24 protein-coding genes and 2 other annotated features are annotated in these 20791 nt (G+C 36.5%); of the genes, 10 read left to right on the top strand and 14 right to left on the bottom strand.

Going from position 1 to position 20791, the window contains the following annotated elements; all coding sequences use genetic code 11:
* Position 1 precedes the first annotated feature (1 nt).
* From trpD to trpE, 3 genes are read right to left on the bottom strand one after another with little or no spacing between them, the layout of a single operon-like run.
* Positions 2-1027 (bottom strand): anthranilate phosphoribosyltransferase, encoded by a 1026-nt coding sequence (gene trpD / locus MRBLBA3_RS04715; RefSeq protein WP_363379943.1) that lies wholly within the window; start codon positions 1025-1027, stop codon positions 2-4.
* Entirely contained in the window at positions 1024-1611 is a 588-nt protein-coding gene (locus MRBLBA3_RS04710) for an anthranilate synthase component II (protein WP_363379941.1), read from the bottom strand. Before MRBLBA3_RS04710 ends, trpD begins: the two co-directional genes overlap by 4 nt.
* Positions 1608-3026, bottom strand: coding sequence for an anthranilate synthase component I (gene trpE, locus MRBLBA3_RS04705; RefSeq protein WP_363379939.1), 1419 nt, complete (start codon positions 3024-3026; stop codon positions 1608-1610). The genes MRBLBA3_RS04710 and trpE overlap by 4 nt, the downstream gene beginning before the upstream one ends.
* Before the next feature lie 52 nt (positions 3027-3078).
* Positions 3079-3323, bottom strand: a binding site (T-box leader).
* 42 nt (positions 3324-3365) lie between these two features.
* Positions 3366-3604 (bottom strand) — a binding site (T-box leader).
* A 306-nt stretch (positions 3605-3910) separates the two neighbouring features.
* Here trpE and putP point away from each other — a divergent pair.
* Both putP and MRBLBA3_RS04695 read left to right on the top strand, forming a co-directional pair.
* Entirely contained in the window at positions 3911-5389 is a 1479-nt protein-coding gene (putP, locus tag MRBLBA3_RS04700; RefSeq protein ID WP_363379937.1) for a sodium/proline symporter PutP, read from the top strand.
* 163 nt (positions 5390-5552) lie between these two features.
* The gene (locus MRBLBA3_RS04695; RefSeq protein ID WP_000878741.1) at positions 5553-5951 is read left to right on the top strand and encodes an Ig-like domain-containing protein; all 399 of its coding nucleotides are present in this window, start codon (positions 5553-5555) and stop codon (positions 5949-5951) included.
* Between the two features lie 24 nt (positions 5952-5975).
* Here MRBLBA3_RS04695 and MRBLBA3_RS04690 read toward each other — a convergent pair whose 3' ends face one another.
* Complete coding sequence (locus MRBLBA3_RS04690) at positions 5976-6371, bottom strand: PH domain-containing protein (RefSeq protein WP_000395631.1); 396 nt, start codon at positions 6369-6371, stop codon at positions 5976-5978.
* Positions 6372-6459: 88 nt separating this feature from the next.
* On the opposite strand from MRBLBA3_RS04690, the gene MRBLBA3_RS04685 reads away from it, so the two are divergent.
* Positions 6460-7131: a DUF4386 domain-containing protein gene (locus MRBLBA3_RS04685; protein ID WP_363379934.1), complete on the top strand. Its 672-nt coding sequence runs from the start codon at positions 6460-6462 to the stop codon at positions 7129-7131.
* Here MRBLBA3_RS04685 and MRBLBA3_RS04680 read toward each other — a convergent pair.
* Both MRBLBA3_RS04680 and MRBLBA3_RS04675 read right to left on the bottom strand, forming a co-directional pair.
* Positions 7121-7696: a Crp/Fnr family transcriptional regulator gene (locus MRBLBA3_RS04680; RefSeq protein WP_363379932.1), complete on the bottom strand. Its 576-nt coding sequence runs from the start codon at positions 7694-7696 to the stop codon at positions 7121-7123. The genes MRBLBA3_RS04685 and MRBLBA3_RS04680 overlap by 11 nt on opposite strands.
* A gap of 179 nt (positions 7697-7875) precedes the next feature.
* A complete protein-coding gene (locus tag MRBLBA3_RS04675) occupies positions 7876-8787 on the bottom strand; it encodes a DMT family transporter (protein ID WP_363379930.1) in 912 nt (303 codons plus the stop codon).
* A gap of 199 nt (positions 8788-8986) precedes the next feature.
* Between MRBLBA3_RS04675 and MRBLBA3_RS04670 the strand changes: the two genes are divergently transcribed.
* The 6 genes from MRBLBA3_RS04670 to exsF all read left to right on the top strand — a co-directional run bounded on the left by MRBLBA3_RS04670 (position 8987) and on the right by exsF (position 14198).
* On the top strand, positions 8987-9718 hold the full coding sequence (locus tag MRBLBA3_RS04670; RefSeq protein ID WP_363379928.1) for an alpha/beta hydrolase: 732 nt from the start codon (positions 8987-8989) through the stop codon (positions 9716-9718).
* A 93-nt stretch (positions 9719-9811) separates the two neighbouring features.
* A complete protein-coding gene (locus MRBLBA3_RS04665) occupies positions 9812-10330 on the top strand; it encodes a YjcG family protein (RefSeq protein ID WP_000765866.1) in 519 nt (172 codons plus the stop codon).
* A gap of 1 nt (position 10331) precedes the next feature.
* Entirely contained in the window at positions 10332-10754 is a 423-nt protein-coding gene (locus MRBLBA3_RS04660) for a GNAT family N-acetyltransferase (protein WP_000543289.1), read from the top strand.
* Between the two features lie 99 nt (positions 10755-10853).
* Positions 10854-12920, top strand: a complete 2067-nt coding sequence (locus tag MRBLBA3_RS04655) for an ATP-dependent helicase (protein ID WP_363379925.1) — start codon at positions 10854-10856, stop codon at positions 12918-12920.
* A 142-nt stretch (positions 12921-13062) separates the two neighbouring features.
* Positions 13063-13527, top strand: a complete 465-nt coding sequence (locus MRBLBA3_RS04650) for a CotY/CotZ family spore coat protein (protein ID WP_212089642.1) — start codon at positions 13063-13065, stop codon at positions 13525-13527.
* 164 nt (positions 13528-13691) lie between these two features.
* On the top strand, positions 13692-14198 hold the full coding sequence (gene exsF / locus MRBLBA3_RS04645) for an exosporium protein ExsF (RefSeq protein WP_363379923.1): 507 nt from the start codon (positions 13692-13694) through the stop codon (positions 14196-14198).
* A gap of 75 nt (positions 14199-14273) precedes the next feature.
* On the opposite strand, the gene MRBLBA3_RS04640 is transcribed toward exsF, so the two are convergent.
* Positions 14274-14483 carry a cytochrome C oxidase subunit III gene (locus MRBLBA3_RS04640; RefSeq protein WP_363379921.1) on the bottom strand — a complete coding sequence of 70 codons (210 nt, stop codon included), beginning with the start codon at positions 14481-14483 and terminating at the stop codon, positions 14274-14276.
* A gap of 192 nt (positions 14484-14675) precedes the next feature.
* Positions 14676-15035 (bottom strand): DUF1360 domain-containing protein, encoded by a 360-nt coding sequence (locus MRBLBA3_RS04635; RefSeq protein WP_000899662.1) that lies wholly within the window; start codon positions 15033-15035, stop codon positions 14676-14678.
* 124 nt (positions 15036-15159) lie between these two features.
* Here MRBLBA3_RS04635 and MRBLBA3_RS04630 point away from each other — a divergent pair, with 124 nt between their 5' ends.
* The gene (locus MRBLBA3_RS04630) at positions 15160-15615 is read left to right on the top strand and encodes a CotY/CotZ family spore coat protein (protein WP_328022798.1); all 456 of its coding nucleotides are present in this window, start codon (positions 15160-15162) and stop codon (positions 15613-15615) included.
* A gap of 56 nt (positions 15616-15671) precedes the next feature.
* Here MRBLBA3_RS04630 and MRBLBA3_RS04625 read toward each other — a convergent pair whose 3' ends face one another.
* The 6 genes from MRBLBA3_RS04625 to MRBLBA3_RS04600 all read right to left on the bottom strand — a co-directional run bounded on the left by MRBLBA3_RS04625 (position 15672) and on the right by MRBLBA3_RS04600 (position 20395).
* Complete coding sequence (locus tag MRBLBA3_RS04625) at positions 15672-16217, bottom strand: spore coat CotO family protein (protein WP_363380161.1); 546 nt, start codon at positions 16215-16217, stop codon at positions 15672-15674.
* A gap of 148 nt (positions 16218-16365) precedes the next feature.
* Complete coding sequence (gene fabI / locus MRBLBA3_RS04620) at positions 16366-17136, bottom strand: enoyl-ACP reductase FabI (protein WP_002158869.1); 771 nt, start codon at positions 17134-17136, stop codon at positions 16366-16368.
* A 108-nt stretch (positions 17137-17244) separates the two neighbouring features.
* Positions 17245-18099, bottom strand: coding sequence for a dTDP-4-dehydrorhamnose reductase (rfbD, locus tag MRBLBA3_RS04615; RefSeq protein WP_363379918.1), 855 nt, complete (start codon positions 18097-18099; stop codon positions 17245-17247).
* Between the two features lie 17 nt (positions 18100-18116).
* A complete protein-coding gene (gene rfbB, locus MRBLBA3_RS04610) occupies positions 18117-19088 on the bottom strand; it encodes a dTDP-glucose 4,6-dehydratase (protein ID WP_363379916.1) in 972 nt (323 codons plus the stop codon).
* Positions 19089-19103: 15 nt separating this feature from the next.
* Positions 19104-19649, bottom strand: a complete 546-nt coding sequence (rfbC, locus tag MRBLBA3_RS04605; RefSeq protein WP_000869428.1) for a dTDP-4-dehydrorhamnose 3,5-epimerase — start codon at positions 19647-19649, stop codon at positions 19104-19106.
* An 8-nt stretch (positions 19650-19657) separates the two neighbouring features.
* Complete coding sequence (locus tag MRBLBA3_RS04600; RefSeq protein ID WP_363379913.1) at positions 19658-20395, bottom strand: sugar phosphate nucleotidyltransferase; 738 nt, start codon at positions 20393-20395, stop codon at positions 19658-19660.
* Positions 20396-20791 lie beyond the last annotated feature (396 nt).

The raw sequence follows: 20791 nt of genomic DNA, 5'->3' as shown, positions 1-20791 counted from the left end.
TTTAATTCACCCTTTCTAATTTTTCATGGCTTGCTGTAATTAATAAGTTTAATTTTTCTAATGCTTTTCCAGAATCAATGCTATGTGCCGCTAGTTTAATTCCTTCTTCAATCGTTTCCGCTTTTCCGTTTGCGAAAAGAGCAAGCCCTGCATTTAGTAAAACTGTTTCGCGGTATACACTTTTTTCTCCGCTCAATACTCCGAGCGTAATCTTTGCATTTTCTTTTGAATTTCCGCCTCTAATTTCTTCATTTTTCACTCTAGAAAAACCGTATTTTTCAGGCTCAATACTCATTTCAATTATTTCGTTATCTTTTAAAATAGCGACGCAGTTTTCTCCTTGTAATGATGCTTCATCTAAAAATCCACTTCCGTTTACGACAAGTGCTTGTTTTCTGCCAAGTTTCTGCAATACTTCCGCTACCGGTAATAACATATCTCGTTTATAAATACCGACAAATTGCGTTTCTAAATGAACTGGATTCGTTAACGGTCCAATTAAGTTAAAGATCGTCGGAACGTTTAATTCTTTTCTTATTTTCATAATGCGTCTTAATGCTGGATGCATCGCTGGCGCGAATAAGAAGGCAATCCCTACATTTTCTAATAAGTAGTCAATTTCACCTGGCGTACAGCTTATGTTTACACCGAGTTCTTCTAATAAATCAGCACTTCCTGTTTTACTAGAAACAGCGCGGTTTCCATGTTTCGCAACCTTTACGCCAGCTCCGGCAAGTACAAATGCCGATGTTGTACTAATATTGAATGTTTGCGCACCGTCACCACCCGTTCCGCAATTGTCCATCGCGCCTTTTACATGATTTGAAAACGGTAATGCCTTTTCGCGAAGAGCACGAACGAGACCGTATATCTCTTCTGCTGTTTCGCCTTTCGCTTTCAGCAATACTAAGAAAGCTGCAACTTCACTTTCCAATATGTTGTCACTTAATAAAAGGAGCCCTGCTTCATACATTTCTTCTTCTGTTAAATGTTGTCCCTCTACTAATTTTCGAAGATAACTGTTCATACTCTCTCCTCCTCTTTCACTTGTGCTAAAAAGGCACGTATTAATTTCCCGCCTTCTTCTGTTGCAATTGATTCTGGGTGAAACTGTAATCCGAAGAGCGGATAATAGTTGTGACGAACTGCCATGATTTCTCCGTCATCCATCGCCGTCGCGAGTATGTCAAAGCATTGTGGTAAACTATTTTGCGCTGCAACAAGTGAATGGTAACGCATTGCCGTTAGCGGCTGCGTTACGTATGAAAAGATTGACGTTCCGTTATGTTTCACACGTGATGTTTTTCCGTGTTTAATGCGCTCTGCTCTAACAATTTCTCCTCCAAATGCGGATATGATTGCTTGATGGCCAAGGCAAATTCCTAAGATGGGAACGTTCTTATAAAAGTGACGAATAACATCGATACAAATTCCAGCATCTTCTGGTTTCCCAGGTCCCGGTGAAAGCACAATTCCTTTCGGTTTCATCTCCTCTAATTGTTCAATTGTTATTTGATCATTTCTTACGACGATGATGTTTTCTTCGTACTCACCTAATAGTTGATACAAGTTATATGTGAAGGAATCATAGTTATCAATCAGTACAATCATTTCATAACCTCCAAAAGCGCTCTCGCTTTATTTAATGTTTCCTCATATTCAGCAACCGGATCTGAATCGTAGACGATACCCGCTCCTGCCTGAACGTACGCTTTCTCATCTTTCACAACCATCGTTCGAATTGCTAGCGCCATATCAAGGTTTCCTGAGAATGAAATATATCCAACTGCTCCGGCATATACATTTCTTTTTTCATGCTCTAATGTATTGATAATTTCCATCGCCCTTATTTTCGGAGCTCCTGACACTGTGCCAGCTGGTAAACAATACGCTAATGCCTCAAATCCGCTCGTTAGTTTTCGCAATGTTCCGTGAACTTCAGATACAATGTGCATAACGTGAGAGTATTTCTCTACTTTCATATATTTATCTATCGTCACAGAGCCAATTTCACTTACTCTACCAATGTCATTTCGGCCTAGGTCCACAAGCATCATATGCTCTGCTCGCTCTTTCTCATTTCCTAACAGTTCTTTTTCGATTTCCTCATCTTCCTGCTTCGTTTTCCCTCTCGGCCTCGTACCCGCAATTGGGTTTGTCATCACCTTATCGTCTCTTACTGATAGTAAACTTTCTGGCGAAGAACCGAGAACGACGTAATCTTGAAAATCGATATAGAACATATATGGTGATGGATTTGCAATTCGAAGTTTCCGGTATAATGCAAATGGATCTCCAATACATTCACTTTGCAAACGCTGGGATAATACAACTTGAAAAATATCTCCGGCCCGAATGTATTCTTTCGCTGTTTCTACCATTTCACAAAATTCTTTTTTCGTTATTGAAGAAGTAAATGATAACGATGATATTACTTCACTCACCTTCTCTTCTTCACCGTTTAACACATCCTCTTTGTATCTTTGCAATCTTTCGTATACTTCTTCATAAGAAGCTGAATCTTCTTGCCCGCATACATATACAAACGACAACTTTTGGCGTAAATGATCGTAAACGATAAACTCGCGATACAGTAGTACGTGTACTTCTGGAATATTTAATGGATCATGTAAGTCTACTCCTATATTTTCATACTGCCGAATTACGTCATAGCCGATATATCCAATCGCTCCTCCGCAAAACGGAAATGGACTCTCTACTTGTTCTGGTGCGATTACCTCTTCTAATACTTGCAATACGTTACCTTGCAATTTTTCTGTTTGCCCATACATCGTTCGTTCTACTTCTATACCGACGCTTTTCACTTCTCCATAAGGATTACACCCTAAGTAAGAATAGCGCCCTTTATCTTGATGAAGCTGTGAACTTTCTAGTAAAAACTTTTTCTTACCCTTCATACGTCTATATAAAGAAATTGGCGTAATGCTATCTCCTTCTTCTTCAGCGATTACTAAAAATGTTTTTCCTTGTTCTTTTTGCTTCATAAATTCCTCTTTTGTCATCATGCCTTTCACCTCACTCTGAAAAATAAAAAAAGTCCCCTACATATCGAAATATGTAGAGGACGATAAATTTACCGTGGTACCACCTCATGTTGGACGCAAAAGCATCCCGCTTTATTCAGGTACAAAATATATACCTTATCCTTGTAACGGCGGAACCCGGGTTGCCTACTGAAAACAATTGTTCAGCATACCTCTCGTAAGCCCATTCCGTATATGGCACCGCACCGGGCTCCCACCTGCCCCCGGCTCTCTGTAACGTCTCCAATATACGTACTCTTCTTACTTAAACGATTTAATTTATTTAATTTTTTATACACAAAAAGGGAGTACTCATCCTATAGAAAGGACGGGTACTCCCGTGGTGCCACCTTAATTCGTTACGAATGTAACGCACTTTGCCGTATCAAAAAATAATACGTGTCTCTTATATCGATGAGATCATGTCGCCAAAGCCTACTTCTTTCGTTTCGGTTTGGAAGCTCTGAAGCCCATTCCACATCAATTCCATACTGATTCGCACCAACCATCAGCTCTCTGACATGTTCATCATGTGTACTCTTCTTCATCAACGCTTGCATTTTTTTAAGTTGCACTCATTATATTCCTCTCATTTCTAATAAGTCAATACTTTTTCCGAAAAAAATATTTTTCCTTCATTCAATATTATATTGACAAAACAACCTGTTTTTATGTAAATATAATAAATACTCTATTAAAATTACGGTTTTTTGTCAGAAAATCATATATTACAAAAGCGAAACATTGTCAAAAAACGCTTACATTTCAGAAAATTCATATTTCTGAATGGATTTTTCTGAATAATCATGATAGATTATAAATATGCATAACGCATCAAAAGACATGACAAAAGGAAGGGGAACTACATGAGTACGCAGATGTTAACTTTAACTTCTATCTCTATTTACATGCTCGGGATGTTAGTAATCGGCTATTTCGCCTACAAACGAACGTCCAACTTAACAGATTATATGCTTGGCGGGCGTACACTAGGCCCCGCAGTAACAGCATTAAGTGCTGGAGCATCAGATATGAGCGGTTGGCTTTTAATGGGCTTACCCGGTGCAATGTTTAGCGTTGGATTAAGTAGTAGTTGGATTGCATTCGGCCTAACATTAGGCGCATACGCAAACTGGCTATATGTCGCTCCTCGCTTACGTACCTACTCTGAAATTGCAAACAACTCTATTACTATTCCAGAATTTTTGGAACACCGTTTCCACGACAAATCTCACATGCTACGCTTAGTATCCGGACTTGTTATTATGATTTTCTTTACTTTTTATGTAGCTTCAGGATTAGTTTCAGGCGCTGTATTATTTGAAAATTCATTTGGTATGAACTATCATGTTGGATTATTCATTGTAGCAGGCGTTGTTGTAGCTTACACATTATTTGGTGGTTTCTTAGCAGTAAGTTGGACAGACTTCGTGCAGGGAATCATTATGGTTGTTGCTCTTATTCTTGTTCCTATTGTAACAATTATGAATTCACACGGACTTGGGCCTGCATTTGATACAATTCGATCGGTAGATCCAACACGTTTAGATATTTTTAAAGGTGCCTCTACTTTAGGAATGATTTCTTTATTCGCATGGGGCCTTGGTTATGTTGGACAACCTCATATTATCGTACGCTTTATGGCAATTTCGTCTGTAAAAGAAATTAAAAGCGCACGAAGAATTGGTATGAGCTGGATGATTTTCTCTGTTGTCGGAGCTATGTTTACTGGTCTTATTGGTATTGCTTACTATTCACAACAAGAGTTGACATTATCTAACCCAGAAACAATTTTCCTTGAACTAGGAAAAATTTTATTCCACCCACTTATTACTGGATTTTTATTAGCAGCTATTTTAGCAGCGATTATGAGTACAATCTCATCTCAGCTTCTTGTTACCTCTAGTGCTATAACAGAAGATTTATATCGTACATTCTTTAAACGCTCTGCTTCTGATAAAGAGCTTGTATTTGTCGGTCGTATGGCTGTACTTGTTATCGCCTTAGTTGGGTGTGCATTAGCGTTTAAACAAAATGATACGATTTTAGCTCTTGTTGGATACGCTTGGGCTGGATTTGGTTCTTCATTCGGACCTGCTATTTTATTAAGCCTATATTGGAAACGCATGACAAAATGGGGTGCGCTTGCTGGTATGATTTCAGGTGCCGCTACAGTAATTATTTGGACTCAATTCAAATTCTTAAAAGATTTCTTATATGAAATGATTCCTGGTTTCGCTATTAGTTTAATAGTGATCATCATTGTTAGTTTACTAACTAAACCTTCAAAAGAAGTTGAAGAGCAATTTGAGAATTTTGAAAAACAACATAGTCATAATCTATAAGAAGAAAGCTCTGCTGTTATCATAACAGCAGAGCTTTCCTTTTATTAAAGTTCGACAATCTTCTTTTCAAATTTAACAAATTCTTTATGTTTCGTTAAATTTAACATAACACTACTCCTTTATAGTATTAGTATCAGCACTTATACAGAAAGGGGACTCCAACATGTTAGCAGCTTTCCAGCGACAACATATAAGAAAATTTTCACCTATCACAAATACTTCTACTTCTTGTTTAAACATACAACCTAATCCACCCAAAATTTCTATTGCTCCTTCTGTTATTTCAGTCATCGGTGTTCATATGGAAAAAAATAAGTTAAAAGTAAGAACTGGACAAAGCACTGAGTTATCAGCTTCCGTTTTGCCAGTGCAAGCAACGAATAAAGAACTTATTTGGACAAATATGAATGCTGATGTCATCACAATGTATCCAAAAGGTGATACGGTAACGATTACTGGAAAAAGTGCAGGAAGAGCAGTCGTAATTGTTACAACTGCTGAGGGAAAATTTCGTGACCTATGCGTCATTCATGTACAACCTTATATGACAAATCCAAAGTAAAAGAGTGGCTTCATAGCCACTCTTTTACTTTATTTCAATATGCTTATTTTTACTTTTTACGAGTTGGATAAATTGTTCCTTATCTTTTGGAGAAATAATTTCTGTTTTATATAAATCATAAACAATTTCAATTCGATCAAATGATAATGCATGAGCTGCTATTGGGTTTTTCGTATTTGAAATTTGTTTTATATCTCGTATAAATATGCGCTTTTTAACGAGACCTGATCTAATAGTAATCTCTTCTTCCCCTACAATATATTTTGTTGAAAACCAACTCCAACTAAACAGTATCGCTAATGGAATTGTAAAAAATAAAAGAAAGTAGTCTCTCCCTGCAAATATTGGAGCAAAACAGGCGCCTAAAACAATGAAAAAGATTGGATATAACCATGCATCTTTTTTTGATGGAAATTCCATTACGCTCTCTCCTCTCTTGATTTAAGTCAATGAATCATCCTCCTTCTCTTATTAAAATGAAAGTAATATTGAAATAGGAGGACGACATATGAATGAACGAAAGTTTGCCTTATTTGCTGGTGCTTCTCTTCTTATTATAGCATTCGCTGCATTTTTTTCTTACGGTTTTGTTTACGGAAATCTCGTTGTACAAGGAGATGCGAGCACGACACTCCATAATATTCAAACTTCAAGTTCACTTTTCAAAGCAGAAATTTTCGGATGGATTATCATTTTTATTACGGATATTATCACCTCGTGGGCTCTTTATTTCTTTCTAAAACCTATCCATGCTAGCCTCTCATTACTAGCTACCTGTCTTCGTCTTATGTATACAACTATACTTGGGATTTCTATATTCAATTTAACATTTGTATTACTTCTTTCAAAAAGTACAGTTGCTAATTCAGAAGCATATACAATGTTATTTCTAGAAGCTTTTGAATACATTTGGTCTGTAGGGTTAATCATTTTCGGCTTACATCTTTTCGTTTTAGGATATGTAACTTTTCTATCTAAACAAATACCGAAATTTATTAGTGTATTACTATTCATCGCTGCTATCGGTTATATCGTAATTCACGTCATGAATACAATGTTTTCACAATATGATGCGATGATTTCCATTCTTAACGTTGTCTTTCAATTACCGATGATCGCAGGTGAACTAGGATTTAGTATATGGCTATTGATTAGAGGTGGAAGAAACTCTACTGTTTGAGTCGTTTCTTAATTCTACTTAATGATTCTGGCGTAATACCTAGATAACTTGCCAATTGATATTGAGGAACACGATTGATTAAATGAGGTCGTTTTTGTAATAATGATTTGTAGCGCTCTTCTGGTGTCGATGCAATAAATAATGTAAGTTCTTCTTGTACCTCACCAAAATTGTATTCAATCATTTGACGCGTCATTTCTTCTAACTGTGAATATTTCTTATACATGTCCTTTTCACAACATAGGTCGCCAACTACAACTAGGCAGTCTTCTAGACACGTTAATGTATGTGGGGATGATTTATCTTGTTTATGATGGTTGAAATTCGCGATTGCTTGTTCTTCTGTATAAAAATTTGATGTAACCTCTTTCCCTGTTTCATCTATACAATGTTGCCTCACGCATCCTTTTAATACAAAGTAACATTTAGACGGAACATCTCCTTGTCTTAGGAGTACTGTTCCTTTTTTATATTCTGCAATTTGTAATTCTTCCACGATTATACGCTGCTGCTCTTCACTTAATGTTGTATGCTTTGTCATGTATTTCATTAAAATATCTTTCATTTGGTCTCTCCTTCCCCTTCTATATTTGTATGAGAAGCGTATGATGTAACTCCACTATATATTATCTTTTTCATGCTATATGGCGGGAATTCCCCCTATTGATCTGTTTTATTTTCTGCATGGAACAAAAAAAGAGAAGTTACCAATAACTTCTCTTTTCGTATATTAGAATAGACTCGTTATAATTCCTGTGTATAAGCCGGTTCGTTCACCACATTTTTTGCTGTTCGTTTTTGTTGCTGTAGTAAGAAAACAGATACACCAAACAATACGAGTATGCTGCCGATAATTTGCATTGCATTTAATTTTTCTCCAAGTAAGAAGAACGCTAGTATAGATGCCCCAACTGGTTCTCCTAAAATACTCATTGAAATTGTTGTTGCATTTACGTAGTTTAATAGCCAGTTATTAATGACATGTGACACTGTCGGCACAATCGCAAGTAAAAGAAAAATAGTCCAGTCCCACTTCGTATAACCTGTAAAAGGTACTTGCAGCACGATATTATAAATCCCCATAAAAATACCTGCGAATGCAAAAACTGTAAAGCTATAAATCCAGTGTGATACTTTCTTTACTGTCGTTTGTCCGATAAATAAATAACCGACAACTGCTATTACACTTAAAAAGGATAATATATCTCCATAAATTGCTTGTTTACTTAAACCTAAATCTCCCCAACCAATACACATTACACCTAATATAGCGATACCCATCGTCGCAATGGCTGAATAGGTTGTTCTTTCTTTAAATAAGAAAAAACCTCCAATTAAAGATACGATCGGTTGAAGTGCTAAAATAATCGTCGAACTAGCAACTGTTGTATGCTTTAAAGATTCAAACCATAAAAGAAAATGAAGCGCTAAAAAGAATCCAGATCCAATTAAAAATCCCCAATCTTTTATTTGAATCTTATGGAACTCTTCCCGCTTTTTCCAAACGATTGGCAGCATAATAATTACGATAATCCATAATCGGTACATACTTAAAATAGAAGATGGTGCTGAGGACATCTTTACAAAAACTGCTGCGAATGAAATTGCTATAATAGAAATTGCTAATGGTAGTGCGATTGATTTTTCTTGTTTCAAACCCTGTCTCCCCTCTCACCTGTAAAAATCCCACTTCATTATATCCGTTTTCTTTCATAACTTAAATACTAATTTTTTAGATTCTTCGTACCATTATGGTAAAATAGAAATTGAGGCACCTATTAGTGAATATTTCTTTCCTTTTCACTACAAGCGTCGCTGTTACAATCATAGTAAATTTTTATTTAGGGGGATATACATGAATCAAACAATAGGGAGAATTGAAGAAATTTCATTTTTTAGTACATCACTTCAAGAGGAACTTACACTTCTTGTTTATTTACCAGTAAATTACACACCTCTCCATAAGCATACGGTTGTTATTGCACAAGATGGTAGAGATTATTTTCAGCTTGGTAAAGCGCACCGTGTAATTGAGCGCCTTCGCGAAACTGAAGAAATTGACTGCACAATTATTGTCGGTATTCCATATAAAAATGTACACGATCGTAAGGAAAAATATTTCCCAAATGATGTAAAGAATGCTGCTTACATTCGTTTCCTTGCTCACGAGCTTGCTCCATATATTGATGAAAATTATCCAACGTATCAAATGGGTAAAGGACGCGTTTTAATTGGAGATTCTCTTGGCGGTACAGTTTCTTTCATGACTGCACTTATGTATCCGCATACATTCGGTAAAGTCGTTATGCAATCACCATTTGTTGATGAAACAGTTATGAACTTAGCAAAAGACTTCAAAGATCCACAGGCGTTAGAACTTTATCACGTCATTGGGACAGAAGAAACAGCTGTAAAGCGCACAGACGGACAAGTATCTGATTTCGTAGAACCAAATCGCGAGTTAAATAAACTTCTTACAGATAGAAATTTCATCACGCATTATGAAGAGTTTGAAGGGAATCACACTTGGAAGTATTGGCAAGCTGATTTACCGAAAGCTTTCTCTCATATTCTATCAATGAAATAATAGAGAGCAGTATTCAGAATAATTTGATATAATAGATAAAGAGATTTATTTTTCTCAAAATCTAACTAGACTTACAAAGGGAGGAATTGGAACATGAAATTAGGCATTGTAATTTTTCCATCAAAAATGATTCAAGATAAAGCGAACGGATTGCGTAAACGTTATGATCCACACTACGCATTAGTTCCGCCACATATTACATTGAAAACACCCTTTGAGACGCAAGATGATCAACTAGAATCGATTGTAAACGAGTTACATACAATCGCAAGTAAAACGAACCCTTTCACCCTTCATGTTGGAAAAGTCGGTTCATTCGCACCTGTTAATAATGTCCTTTATTTTAAAGTAGAAAAAACACCTGAACTAACTTTCTTAAATGAAGAAATGCATAATGGTTTCTTTACACAAGAGCGTGAATACTCTTTCGTACCTCATTTAACAATCGGTCAAGACTTATCAGATGCAGAGCATGCTGATGTATTAGGTCGATTACGTATGAAAGATTTCTATTATGAACAACCAATCGATCGTTTCCACCTTCTATACCAATTAGAAAATGGAACGTGGACTGTACATGAAACATTCCACCTTGGAAAGGAGAACAACTAATTTGCACGCACAAATCGTACAAACGGACGAACAACTAAGAGATGCATTCTCTGTACGTAAGCAAGTATTTGTGAATGAGCAACGTGTTTCTGCAGAAGAAGAGTATGATGAGTTTGAAGAAATTTCAACACACGTTGTTATATATGATAATGATGTTCCAGTTGGTGCTGGTCGCTTCCGCATCGTTGATGGAGTTGGAAAGATGGAACGCATTTGCGTACTAGCTTCCCATCGCAAAAAAGGCATTGGCAAAATCATTATGGATGCACTTGAAGCATATGCGAAGGAAGAATCGCTACCAAAATTGAAACTTCATGCTCAAACGCACGCTGAAGATTTCTATAAAAAACTTGGTTATGTTACAAGTTCTGATGTATTTATGGAAGCCGATATCCCGCACGTCGTAATGATAAAAGAATTGTAAATTTGTAGCAGGAGGTAACCCCTCCTGTTTTTTACATTGCTATTTTCTTTTTCTTCCGCTAAAGTTAAATGTTGATGCTATAGTTTTGAAGGTGAATATATGACACAAGAAAAATTTTCACAAAAATCGTTAACACACGCTGGCATTCCGCAAGCGACGTATCATATTCCGAAAACATCTACCCATTTAATTATGGAAGAAGATGCAGATGCGGCGTATTTCCGCGCTTTAGAACAGCAAGGTGTTTATTTAAATGAAAAACAGTTAGAAGCAGTGCGAACGACAGAAGGACCTGTCCTTACACTAGCTGGTGCTGGAAGTGGTAAAACATCTGTTTTAACAACTCGCGTTGGTTATTTAGTTAATGTAAAACATGTTCATCCGCGAAATATTTTACTGCTTACGTTTACACAAAAAGCAGCTGAAGAAATTCGAAGCCGTGTAGCGAATTTACCTGGTATGAATCATGCCGCAAGTAGCTATGTCGTTGCTGGTACATTCCACTCTGTCTTTTTAAAATTGCTTCGTAGTCAAGGATATAATCAGCAAATTTTAGCAAATGAAAAACATAAACAAATTATGATAAAGAAAATTTTGAAAGAATTGCGCTTAAAAGACGCTTATGATGCCGAAACGATACTCGCTATGATTTCACTTGAGAAAAACAAATTGAATCGTCCGAAAGATGTAAAAGCGAAAACACCGGTTGAACAAGAGTTCAAAGAAGTATACGAACGTTTCGAAGAGGTAAAACAACGATACAATTATATCGATTTTGACGACATCTTATTAGAAATGTATTATCTGTTAGAAAATAACGCTCCCCTGCTTACTCAATTACAAGAGCGTTTTCATTACATTGAAGTAGATGAGTTTCAAGATACGTCGTATGCACAATATGAAATTGTAAAATTGTTAGCCACGCCAAGAAATAATTTATTTATCGCAGGTGATGACGATCAAGCGATTTACGGCTGGCGAGGGGCAAGTCACCAAATTATTTTATCTTTTCCAAAGGAATTTGATAATACAACGATTATCGCGCTTAATACGAATTATCGATCTAATCCATTTATCGTCGGACTTGGAAATGAAGTTATTAAGCTCAATCAAGAACGTTTTGATAAAGAGCTATATTCTGTTCGTAACGATGGCATGCAGCCGTTTTATGCACGACCTGCGACAACTCTTGATGAAGCAAATCAAATTTTGCAACTCATTCAGGAAAAAGTAGATAGTGGTGAACGAAATTATAAAGATTTTTGTTTATTATATCGTACACATTCTGTAAGCCGTTCTTTACTTGATCAGCTTACAATTCATAAGATTCCATTTATTAAACATGGAGCGAGCCAATCTTTCTACGAACATTCTTTAATTAGGCCCGTATTAGATCACTTACGACTCGTGCTTGAACCGTTCCGCCTCGAATCACTTTCAAATATATTACCAACAATGTATATTGGCCGTGATGAGTGCATTTCATTTATTGAACGTGAACAATGGAAATATGGTGAGGGCCGGTTCCCTTCCCTTCTTCATTTCCTATTACTAAATCCAAGCTTGAAACCTTTTCAAGTTAAAAAAGTAAATGAACGCATCGATTTTATTAAATTTATAAAAGAACTTGAACCGAAAAAAGCATTGAAAGAAATTATTCATGGTAAAGGAAAATATTTAGAGTACTTACAAAGTAACGATCGTTCTTCCTTTACGATGCATAAGGACATACAAGAAGAAATGCTAGAAGAATTAATGGAATCAGCAACTCGCTTTACGGATATTCCAGCTTATTTACAATTTATTAATGAAGCAATTCAAGGTCAAAAAGAAATGGAAGCATTAAAAACAATGCCGCAAAAAGATGCCGTATCGCTTATGTCGATTCATAACGCAAAAGGCCTTGAGTTTCCATGCGTCTTTTTACTCGGAGCAAGCGATGGCATACTGCCACATACTTCTTCTTTAAAAGATGCCAATGACCGTGTGACGGAGACTTCTGAAGCATTAGAAGAAGAACGACGATTACTCTATGTCGCCATTACGCGTGCTAAAGAAGAACTTTACATTTCCTCCCCGCAATTTTTCAGAGGAAAGAAACTAGATATATCTCGTTTTTTATATACTGCGCGAAAAGATTTACCTGAAAAGACATCCATTAAATAAGGGTGTCTTTTTGCATATCACGTTGTGTACATCCCCTCTATTTAAATTCCCTGTTTCTATCCTGAGAATTAACGTAATATCAATCATATCCCGTTCATATTGTAATAGTGTATGTCAGAACTCACGATAAGGAGTGAACATAATGAGCTGCAATTGTAACGAAGATCATCATCATGATTTTGATTTTAACTGTGTATCGAATGTCGTTCGTTTTATACATGAGCTTCAAGAATGTGCAACCACAACATGTGGATCGGGATGCGAAGTTCCATTTTTAGGAGCACATAATAGCGCATCGGTAGCGAATACGCGACCTTTTATTTTATACACAAAAGCTGGAACACCTTTCGAAGCATTCGCACCATCAGGAAGTCTTAAGCACTGTACGTCCCCGATTTTCCGCGTGGAGAGCATAGATGATGACGGATGCGCTGTACTACGCGTCCTAACCGTAACAATTGGTGGAGATCCTGTCACACCTGGCGATGATCCAATTTGCACGTTTTTAAATGTTCCAACTGCAACTTTACGGGGAACGAATTCTTGTATTACTGTTGATTTAAGCTGCTTCTGTGCTATTCAATGCTTACGTGATGTTACGATTTAAAACTGAATAATGATTTAAGCATGGATTGGGTGGCAGAAATTTCTGTCACCCAATCCATGCTTAAAAGGTACTAACGTATTTTTTATAAAATTAGGAACTTGTCTAGAGCAAAGGGCTTATCTCTTTCATTGACTAAAAGTAGAAGAAATAAAGGAGTGAAAAACATGCTCTCTTCTAATAAATATAAATTTAATAAAATTGATTGCAACGCAAAAGCCGTTAGTACATTGCCAGCTTTCGGCTTTGCATTCAACGCTACTGCCCCTCAATTCGCTTCATTATTCACACCACTACTATTACCTAGTACAAGTCCAAACCCAGATCTCACTGTTACAGTAATAAATGATACAGTAAGCACTGGAAGCGGAATTAAAATTCAAAAAATTGGCATTTATCAAATCAGCTATACCTTATCAATATCTTTAAATGATCCTACTATTACCCCCAGCCTGGCTCGCTTCTTTTTATCATTAAATACACCCCAGAATATTATTCCCGGATCAGGTACAGCAGTCCGTTCTAACATTATTGGCACTGGTGAAGTAGACATATCCAGCGGTGTTATTCTTATTAACTTAAACCCTGGTAATCTCATTCAAATCGTACCTGTTGAATTACAGGGCAGTATAGATGTTCGTGCTGCAGCATTAACAGTCTTACAAATTGGTTAACTAAAAGTGGTATTTCTTATTTGAGATACCACTTTTAATTATTAAATGAAAAACACTCACATTAACATGAGTGTTTCATTCTTCATATTGTTTTATTATATTTTTCTTCTTTCCGCAATTACATCCCTTTTTCTTCACAAAGCCTTGTTGCTGTAATTGCTCTTGATGTACCTGTTGCTGTTGCTGTTGCTGTTGCTGTTGCTGTTGCTGTTGCTGTTGCTGTATGTTATACCACTGCTGCAGATCATATGAATTTGGCCTTGGATTATTGCTCACAGCAAACATCTCCTCTACTGTCAATTCTGTCTATTTACTATATGAACAACTCCTTATTTTTGTTCCCTCACTCCCCTAAACTCCGCCTTTTCAATATGAAAATTCATCCTGCTATTTGCATCTCCTACCTCAACACGCAAAGAAAACATGGACGTTAGGCCGGTATGAAATAGAGAGCTCGATAGTTAAAGTTCCACTTTATTATTCTCCCATAAAATATCCAGTAATTGTTTCAATAATCGCTGCTGCTCCTGCAATAGCTAATAATGCAAGTAGCGGCTCCGCGACGATAGGTATCCAATTATATAAGACTAATAAAAAAGCACTAACCCATACACCTGTACACCAATAGCAACTTAATAATTCTCCAATCCATTTTCTTAGACCTTTACCTTTCACTTTTGTAAAAGTCGATACACTTCCATCTGGCTCTGTAATCTCTAACTCATCAATAAACGGTCTTCGCAAAAAGGCTGTAATTTTGTCATAAACAATAAGACGAGTTAACCTAAAAGCAGCTAGAGCGAAAATAAAAAATAAAAGCCAGCTTGTAAATAACATGATTCCACCTTCCCTATCCTCTTTAGCCTATTTTAAAAAAAAAGTCTTGAGACTGTGACCAAATCTCCCCCACTCCAATATCTTATTAATGTAAATACAAACAAGAAGATAAGGAGTGACATTAATGAGTTGTAACGAAAATAAACACCATAGCTCTTCTCATTGCGTAGCTGATGTTGTAAAATTTATCAATGAATTACAAGATTGTTCTACTACAACATGCGGATCTGGTTGCGAAATTCCATTTTTAGGAGCACACAGCAGTTCATCAGTAGCAAATACACGTCCTTTTATTTTATACACAAAAGCTGGAACACCTTTTGAGGCATTTGCGCCATCTGGAAGCCTTACAGACTGTACGTCACCATTTTTCCGCGTCGAGAGCGTAGATGATGATAGCTGTGCTGTATTACGTGTATTAACTGTAACTGTCGGCGGAGATCCAGTAACAGATGGGACTAAACAAATTTGTACGTTTTTAAATTCACCACATGCAACTTTACGCGGTACAAATACTTGCATTACTGTTGATTTAAGCTGTTTCTGTGCTATTCAGTGCTTACGAGACGTTACTATCTAATAAGTAAACTAAAAAACTATTGGGGTGGTAGAATCTATCTACCACCTTTACATAATTTAAAAAACAGCCATATCAATTGATTTTATCTCTTCTATAGATACTCGAATATCTCTCATACTATTTGGCGGCATAATTGATACAACACCATTTCGATATGAAATAATAGATCCAACATATGAGACTGTCGCTGTTTTTATTCTACATCTTACTTTCGGAATGTAATGAGGGCGGTTTAATAAGAAATGAATTTTTTCTTCATTGTTCATATCCTTAAATGATTTATTATACGGGACTGTTCTCACTTGCTCTTCTTGCTCTTCTTGTTCCTCTTGTTCCTCTTGTTCCTCTTGTTCCTCTTGTTCTATTTTTTCTTCTACTTGCTGCTCTTCTTGTTGTTTTTGTTCTAGTACCTCTTCCACAGCACTACTTACAATATTTTCTTTTCTATTACTTTTCCCTTTTTGATCCTCATTTTCAAAGTTTGTTAAGATAATTCTTTTTATTTTCGGTGCAGCAAGTTCTAAATTTACTTGCGCAATATATAACAACGGTTTTCCAACTGTTGAGCTTTTATTCTTCACACTCGTCCCTCCCACTTCCATACATAGCTGGATAAATCGTGTACTATTATAGTTATATTCATAACGATGCAAGAACTTTCGTTAAAAATCGCTCTTTCCGAGAACAATTAAAAAGGACAGCCTCAATATTTAGAGACTGCCCTTTAACAAACTATAATAAATATTATATTTACCCTAGAATATGATATCCTGAATCCACATGAATATTCTCACCTGTTACTCCGCGTGCTAAATCACTGAATAAGAATACTGCTGTATCCCCAACTTCTTCTGGAGTCGTTGTGCGACGAAGTGGTGCGCGCTCCTCTATTTCTCTTAAGATTGAGTTAAAGTCGCCTACACCTTTCGCAGATAACGTACGAATTGGTCCTGCAGAAATAGCGTTAACGCGGATGCCATGTTGGCCTAAATCATTCGCTAAATATTTCACGCTAGCTTCTAATGAAGCTTTCGCAACACCCATAACGTTATAGTTTTTCACAACACGCTCGCCGCCAAGGTATGTTAAAGTTAAAATATTTCCGCCTTCTGTCATCACTTTCTTCGCTTCTCTTGCTACAGCTGTTAAAGAGAATGCACTAATATTTTGTGCAAGTAAAAATCCATCGCGAGAAGTATCTACAAATTCACCTTTTAAGTCGTCACGATTTGCAAAAGCAATACAATGTGCTACACCGTGAATAGTACCTACTTCTTGCTTAATCGTTTCAAAGCAAGCTGTAAGTTCTTCATCATTCGTTACATCACAAGGTAATACAAGTGATTCTTGTCCTTCTAATGTATCCGCTAATTCACGAACGTTTCTTTCTAAACGTTCTCCTGCAAATGTGAATATTAATTTTGCACCTGCATTATGCAAAGAGCGAGCAATTCCCCATGCAATACTTCTTTGGTTCGCAACGCCCATAACAACAAATGTTTTCCCTTGTAATAGTTCCATGATATATCCTCCCAGAAATGCTTATACTTGTTATTAGTACCTGATACTATAATTATAGTATCATAAAACCTCTTAAAGGCAAACAAAAAAGTCATTAACGTAAATTCGTTAATGACTTTTTGTTTCTATAAAAAACCGCTCTAATCCTTCTTCCCAAGAAGGCATTTCTAAAAAACCATTTAGTCGTAGCATGTTATGTTGAAAAATAGAATATTTCGGTCTCGCTGCCGCCGATCCAAATTCTTCGGTTGAAACAGGTAATACATTCACTTTCATATTTGCATATGAAAATATTTTTTGAGCAAATTCAAACCAAGAACATGAACCTCTATTTGATACGTGATACGTACCGTATAAAGAAGTATGAATGAGCTTATTAATAACCATATTTAAATCTGCCACATACGTAGGAGAGCCGATTTGATCCGCTACAACAGATATTTCTTCTCTTTCTTTTCCTAATCGCATCATCGTTTTCACAAAATTATTTCCATATTTACCATATAGCCACGATGTACGAACGATAAAATATTTATTATGTAACTCTTTGACGAACTGCTCCCCCGCATACTTAGAAGCTCCGTATATATTTATCGGCGTTGGATTATGAAATTCATCATATCCATCCGGTCTGTCCCCTTGAAATACATAATCGGTACTAATATAAACTAACTTAGCCCCTACTAATTGTGAAGAAACCGCTACATTTCGAGCTCCTATTGCATTGATTAAATAAGCAAGATCTTGTTCTTTCTCAGCATGATCAACCTTCGTATACGCTGCACAATGAATGATTATATGTGGCCTTATTTCTTGTACCACTTGCTGGATTCGGGATATATTTGTTACATCTAGTAACTTTTTATCAAATGGATATATGTCATATTCTTCAGGATTTAACTCTTCTTGTAGTTGTTTTCCTAATTGACCATTTGCTCCTGTTATGATAACCCGCTCTTTCATTTACATGCCCCTTACTGTTACTGTTCTTTTAGTGGTTTCCACCATTCCTTATTCTTTTCATACCAATGCACCGTCTCTTGTAATCCTTGTTCGAACGTATACTTCGGTTCCCAATCAAATTCGTTCTTCATTTTCTCTGCATCAATCGCATAACGGCGATCGTGCCCTAAACGGTCCGTAACATATTCAATGTCTTTTTTTGTTTTTCCTAAGAGAGTAATAATTTGTTCCACAACTTCTACATTCGTTTTTTCGTTATTTCCACCTATGTTATATACTTCTCCTACACGCCCCTTATGCAAAACAATATCAATCGCACGACAATGATCTGTTACATGTAACCAGTCTCTTATATTTAAGCCATCACCATATAACGGTAGTTTTTTTCCTTCCAGTGCATTCGTAACCATTAATGGAATTAACTTTTCAGGATATTGGTACGGTCCATAATTATTGGAACAACGCGTTACTATAACTGGTAATTGATATGTTTTATAATAAGTTAAAGCTATCATGTCGGCGCTCGCCTTACTTGAAGAATATGGACTATTTGGAGCTAACGGGGTTTCCTCAGTAAACTTTCCTGTTTTCCCTAAAGAACCGTATACTTCATCTGTTGATACTTGCACGAACTTAATATGCGGATACTTTTTCACTAATTCTAATAAAGTGACTGTCCCGATTACATTCGTATCGTAAAAGGGAATCGGATTTTCAATACTACGGTCCACATGTGATTCAGCTGCAAAATTAACCATTACTTGCACATCACGCTCTTTAATAACATGCTCCAGCAGCTCTCCATTTTGAATTTTCCCGTTTACAAAAGAGTAATTAGGATGCTCTTGAATAGACTTTACATTATTCAAATTCCCGCTATATGTTAATGCATCGAAATTAATGATTTTATATGTTTCATAGCTTTGCAGCATGTAATGAACAAAATTACTTCCAATAAATCCAGCTCCACCTGTTATTAATATATTCATAAACAACTCTCCTACTTAAAAACTATCTTCATATTCCTGAAGTGATGGTAATATTCGATCCTTATCAGATAAGATAGGATTTGTTACCGGCCATGGAATTGCTAATTCTTTATCCTCCCAAAGTAATCCCGAGTCATGCTGTGCACTATAATACTCATCTACTTTATACATAACAATAGTATGTGGAACAAGCGTACAAAACCCGTGCGCAAATCCTTTTGGCACCAATAATTGCCGGTGGTTATCCGCACTTAAAATATACCCTTTCCACTGTTTAAATGTTGGTGATTCTTTTCGTAAGTCTACGATAACATCATAAATTGCCCCTTGCATAACTTGAATGAGTTTCGTTTGTGCTTTCGGATTTTTTTGAAAGTGCAATCCTCGAATCGTTCCTGCCTGTGCTGAATAAGATACGTTATCTTGTACAAATGAATACGTAATCCCTAATGTTTCTAGCACCTTCTTATTATAACTCTCTGTAAAAAAGCCACGCTCATCTCCAAATAGCCTCGGTTCTAACAATTTTGCATCGGTAAAGTTTGTTTCTACAACTTTCATATTCTCACCTATTCTCCGTTAAACTGTTTCCCAAAGTTTATATCTCGGGCTAACGTATTTGCCCTTTGAAGAGAAGCATGAGTTCCCGCATCCGTCCACCAGCCGCTCATTTCGTTATAAGTAAGTACCCCTCGTTTTAAATACCAATTATTTATATCTGTAATTTCAAGTTCTCCCCTTGCGGAAGGTTTTAATTCTTTTATATAAGTAAAAACTTTCGAATCATATAAATAAATTCCCGTAACAGCATAGGAACTTTTCGGTTCCGTCGGCTTTTCTTCAATTTCAATTATTTTTTTATTTTGAATATGTGCTACACCAAATCGTTCAGGATCTTCTACAGATTGAAGCAGTACTTTTGCACCTTCTTTTTGCTTTGTAAACTCTTCAACATACGGACGAATATCATCTGAAAAAATATTATCTCCTAATACAACTACCATGCGATCGTCCCCAATAAAATCCTCACAAAGCCCTAACGCTTGTGCAATTCCGCCCGCCTTATCTTGCACACGATACGTAAAGGACACACCAAATTCGTGACCACTTCCTAAAAAGCTAACAACATCTCCCATATGCTCTTTACCTGTAATAATCATAATATCTGTAATCTCACATTGTTTCAGTTTATATACTGCATGATAAATCATCGGATACCGCCCAACGGGAAGTAGATGTTTATTCGTTACTTTCGTTATTGGATATAGTCTTGATCCAGTTCCGCCCGCTAAAATAATCCCTTTCATTATGCATCTCTCCCTTATGATGGAGATAGTACATCTTTATAATGTTCCATATACTTACTCTGTTCCATCTCAATCATATGTTATATGCACACAAAACTTTCCATTTTTTTATATTGTTCAATATAATTAAAGTTTCTTTTCAAGCATGCAAATATCTATGTCATTTTCTCATTAATTTTCACCTATTATATAACGAGAGATTTACGGAGGTGAATTTATGTCCAATCATAATGATTCAAACGACTTAAATCCAGTTGACTCTTTATCTTCCGGCACATTTGACCCTACATTTCCACAATTTTCTTTGACACCTGGACCGACTGGTGCTATCGGGCCGACCGGCGATACCGGACCGACTGGCGATACCGGACCGACTGGCGATACCGGACCGACTGG

This window comes from Bacillus sp. LBA3-1-1.1 (assembly GCF_040676495.1).
Classification (GTDB): Bacteria; Bacillota; Bacilli; order Bacillales; family Bacillaceae_G; genus Bacillus_A; species Bacillus_A nitratireducens.
Note: the sequence above shows the minus strand (reverse complement) of the source record. Positions and strands in the feature narration are given on the sequence as shown.

Coding starts and splice junctions, on each gene's coding strand:
- MRBLBA3_RS04680 (WP_363379932.1), bottom strand. CDS start 7,696: ATGAAAGATATTTTAATGAAATACATGACAAAGCATACAACATTAAGT.
- MRBLBA3_RS04665 (WP_000765866.1), top strand. CDS start 9,812: ATGAAATTAGGCATTGTAATTTTTCCATCAAAAATGATTCAAGATAAA.
- trpD (WP_363379943.1), bottom strand. CDS start 1,027: ATGAACAGTTATCTTCGAAAATTAGTAGAGGGACAACATTTAACAGAA.
- putP (WP_363379937.1), top strand. CDS start 3,911: ATGAGTACGCAGATGTTAACTTTAACTTCTATCTCTATTTACATGCTC.
- MRBLBA3_RS04655 (WP_363379925.1), top strand. CDS start 10,854: ATGACACAAGAAAAATTTTCACAAAAATCGTTAACACACGCTGGCATT.
- MRBLBA3_RS04635 (WP_000899662.1), bottom strand. CDS start 15,035: ATGTTATTTACAAGCTGGCTTTTATTTTTTATTTTCGCTCTAGCTGCT.
- rfbD (WP_363379918.1), bottom strand. CDS start 18,099: ATGAAAGAGCGGGTTATCATAACAGGAGCAAATGGTCAATTAGGAAAA.
- rfbB (WP_363379916.1), bottom strand. CDS start 19,088: ATGAATATATTAATAACAGGTGGAGCTGGATTTATTGGAAGTAATTTT.
- MRBLBA3_RS04600 (WP_363379913.1), bottom strand. CDS start 20,395: ATGAAAGGGATTATTTTAGCGGGCGGAACTGGATCAAGACTATATCCA.
- MRBLBA3_RS04710 (WP_363379941.1), bottom strand. CDS start 1,611: ATGATTGTACTGATTGATAACTATGATTCCTTCACATATAACTTGTAT.
- MRBLBA3_RS04630 (WP_328022798.1), top strand. CDS start 15,160: ATGAGTTGTAACGAAAATAAACACCATAGCTCTTCTCATTGCGTAGCT.
- MRBLBA3_RS04650 (WP_212089642.1), top strand. CDS start 13,063: ATGAGCTGCAATTGTAACGAAGATCATCATCATGATTTTGATTTTAAC.
- rfbC (WP_000869428.1), bottom strand. CDS start 19,649: ATGAAAGTTGTAGAAACAAACTTTACCGATGCAAAATTGTTAGAACCG.
- exsF (WP_363379923.1), top strand. CDS start 13,692: ATGCTCTCTTCTAATAAATATAAATTTAATAAAATTGATTGCAACGCA.
- MRBLBA3_RS04685 (WP_363379934.1), top strand. CDS start 6,460: ATGAATGAACGAAAGTTTGCCTTATTTGCTGGTGCTTCTCTTCTTATT.
- MRBLBA3_RS04690 (WP_000395631.1), bottom strand. CDS start 6,371: ATGGAATTTCCATCAAAAAAAGATGCATGGTTATATCCAATCTTTTTC.
- MRBLBA3_RS04625 (WP_363380161.1), bottom strand. CDS start 16,217: ATGGAAGTGGGAGGGACGAGTGTGAAGAATAAAAGCTCAACAGTTGGA.
- trpE (WP_363379939.1), bottom strand. CDS start 3,026: ATGATGACAAAAGAGGAATTTATGAAGCAAAAAGAACAAGGAAAAACA.
- MRBLBA3_RS04670 (WP_363379928.1), top strand. CDS start 8,987: ATGAATCAAACAATAGGGAGAATTGAAGAAATTTCATTTTTTAGTACA.
- MRBLBA3_RS04695 (WP_000878741.1), top strand. CDS start 5,553: ATGTTAGCAGCTTTCCAGCGACAACATATAAGAAAATTTTCACCTATC.
- fabI (WP_002158869.1), bottom strand. CDS start 17,136: ATGGAACTATTACAAGGGAAAACATTTGTTGTTATGGGCGTTGCGAAC.
- MRBLBA3_RS04640 (WP_363379921.1), bottom strand. CDS start 14,483: ATGTTTGCTGTGAGCAATAATCCAAGGCCAAATTCATATGATCTGCAG.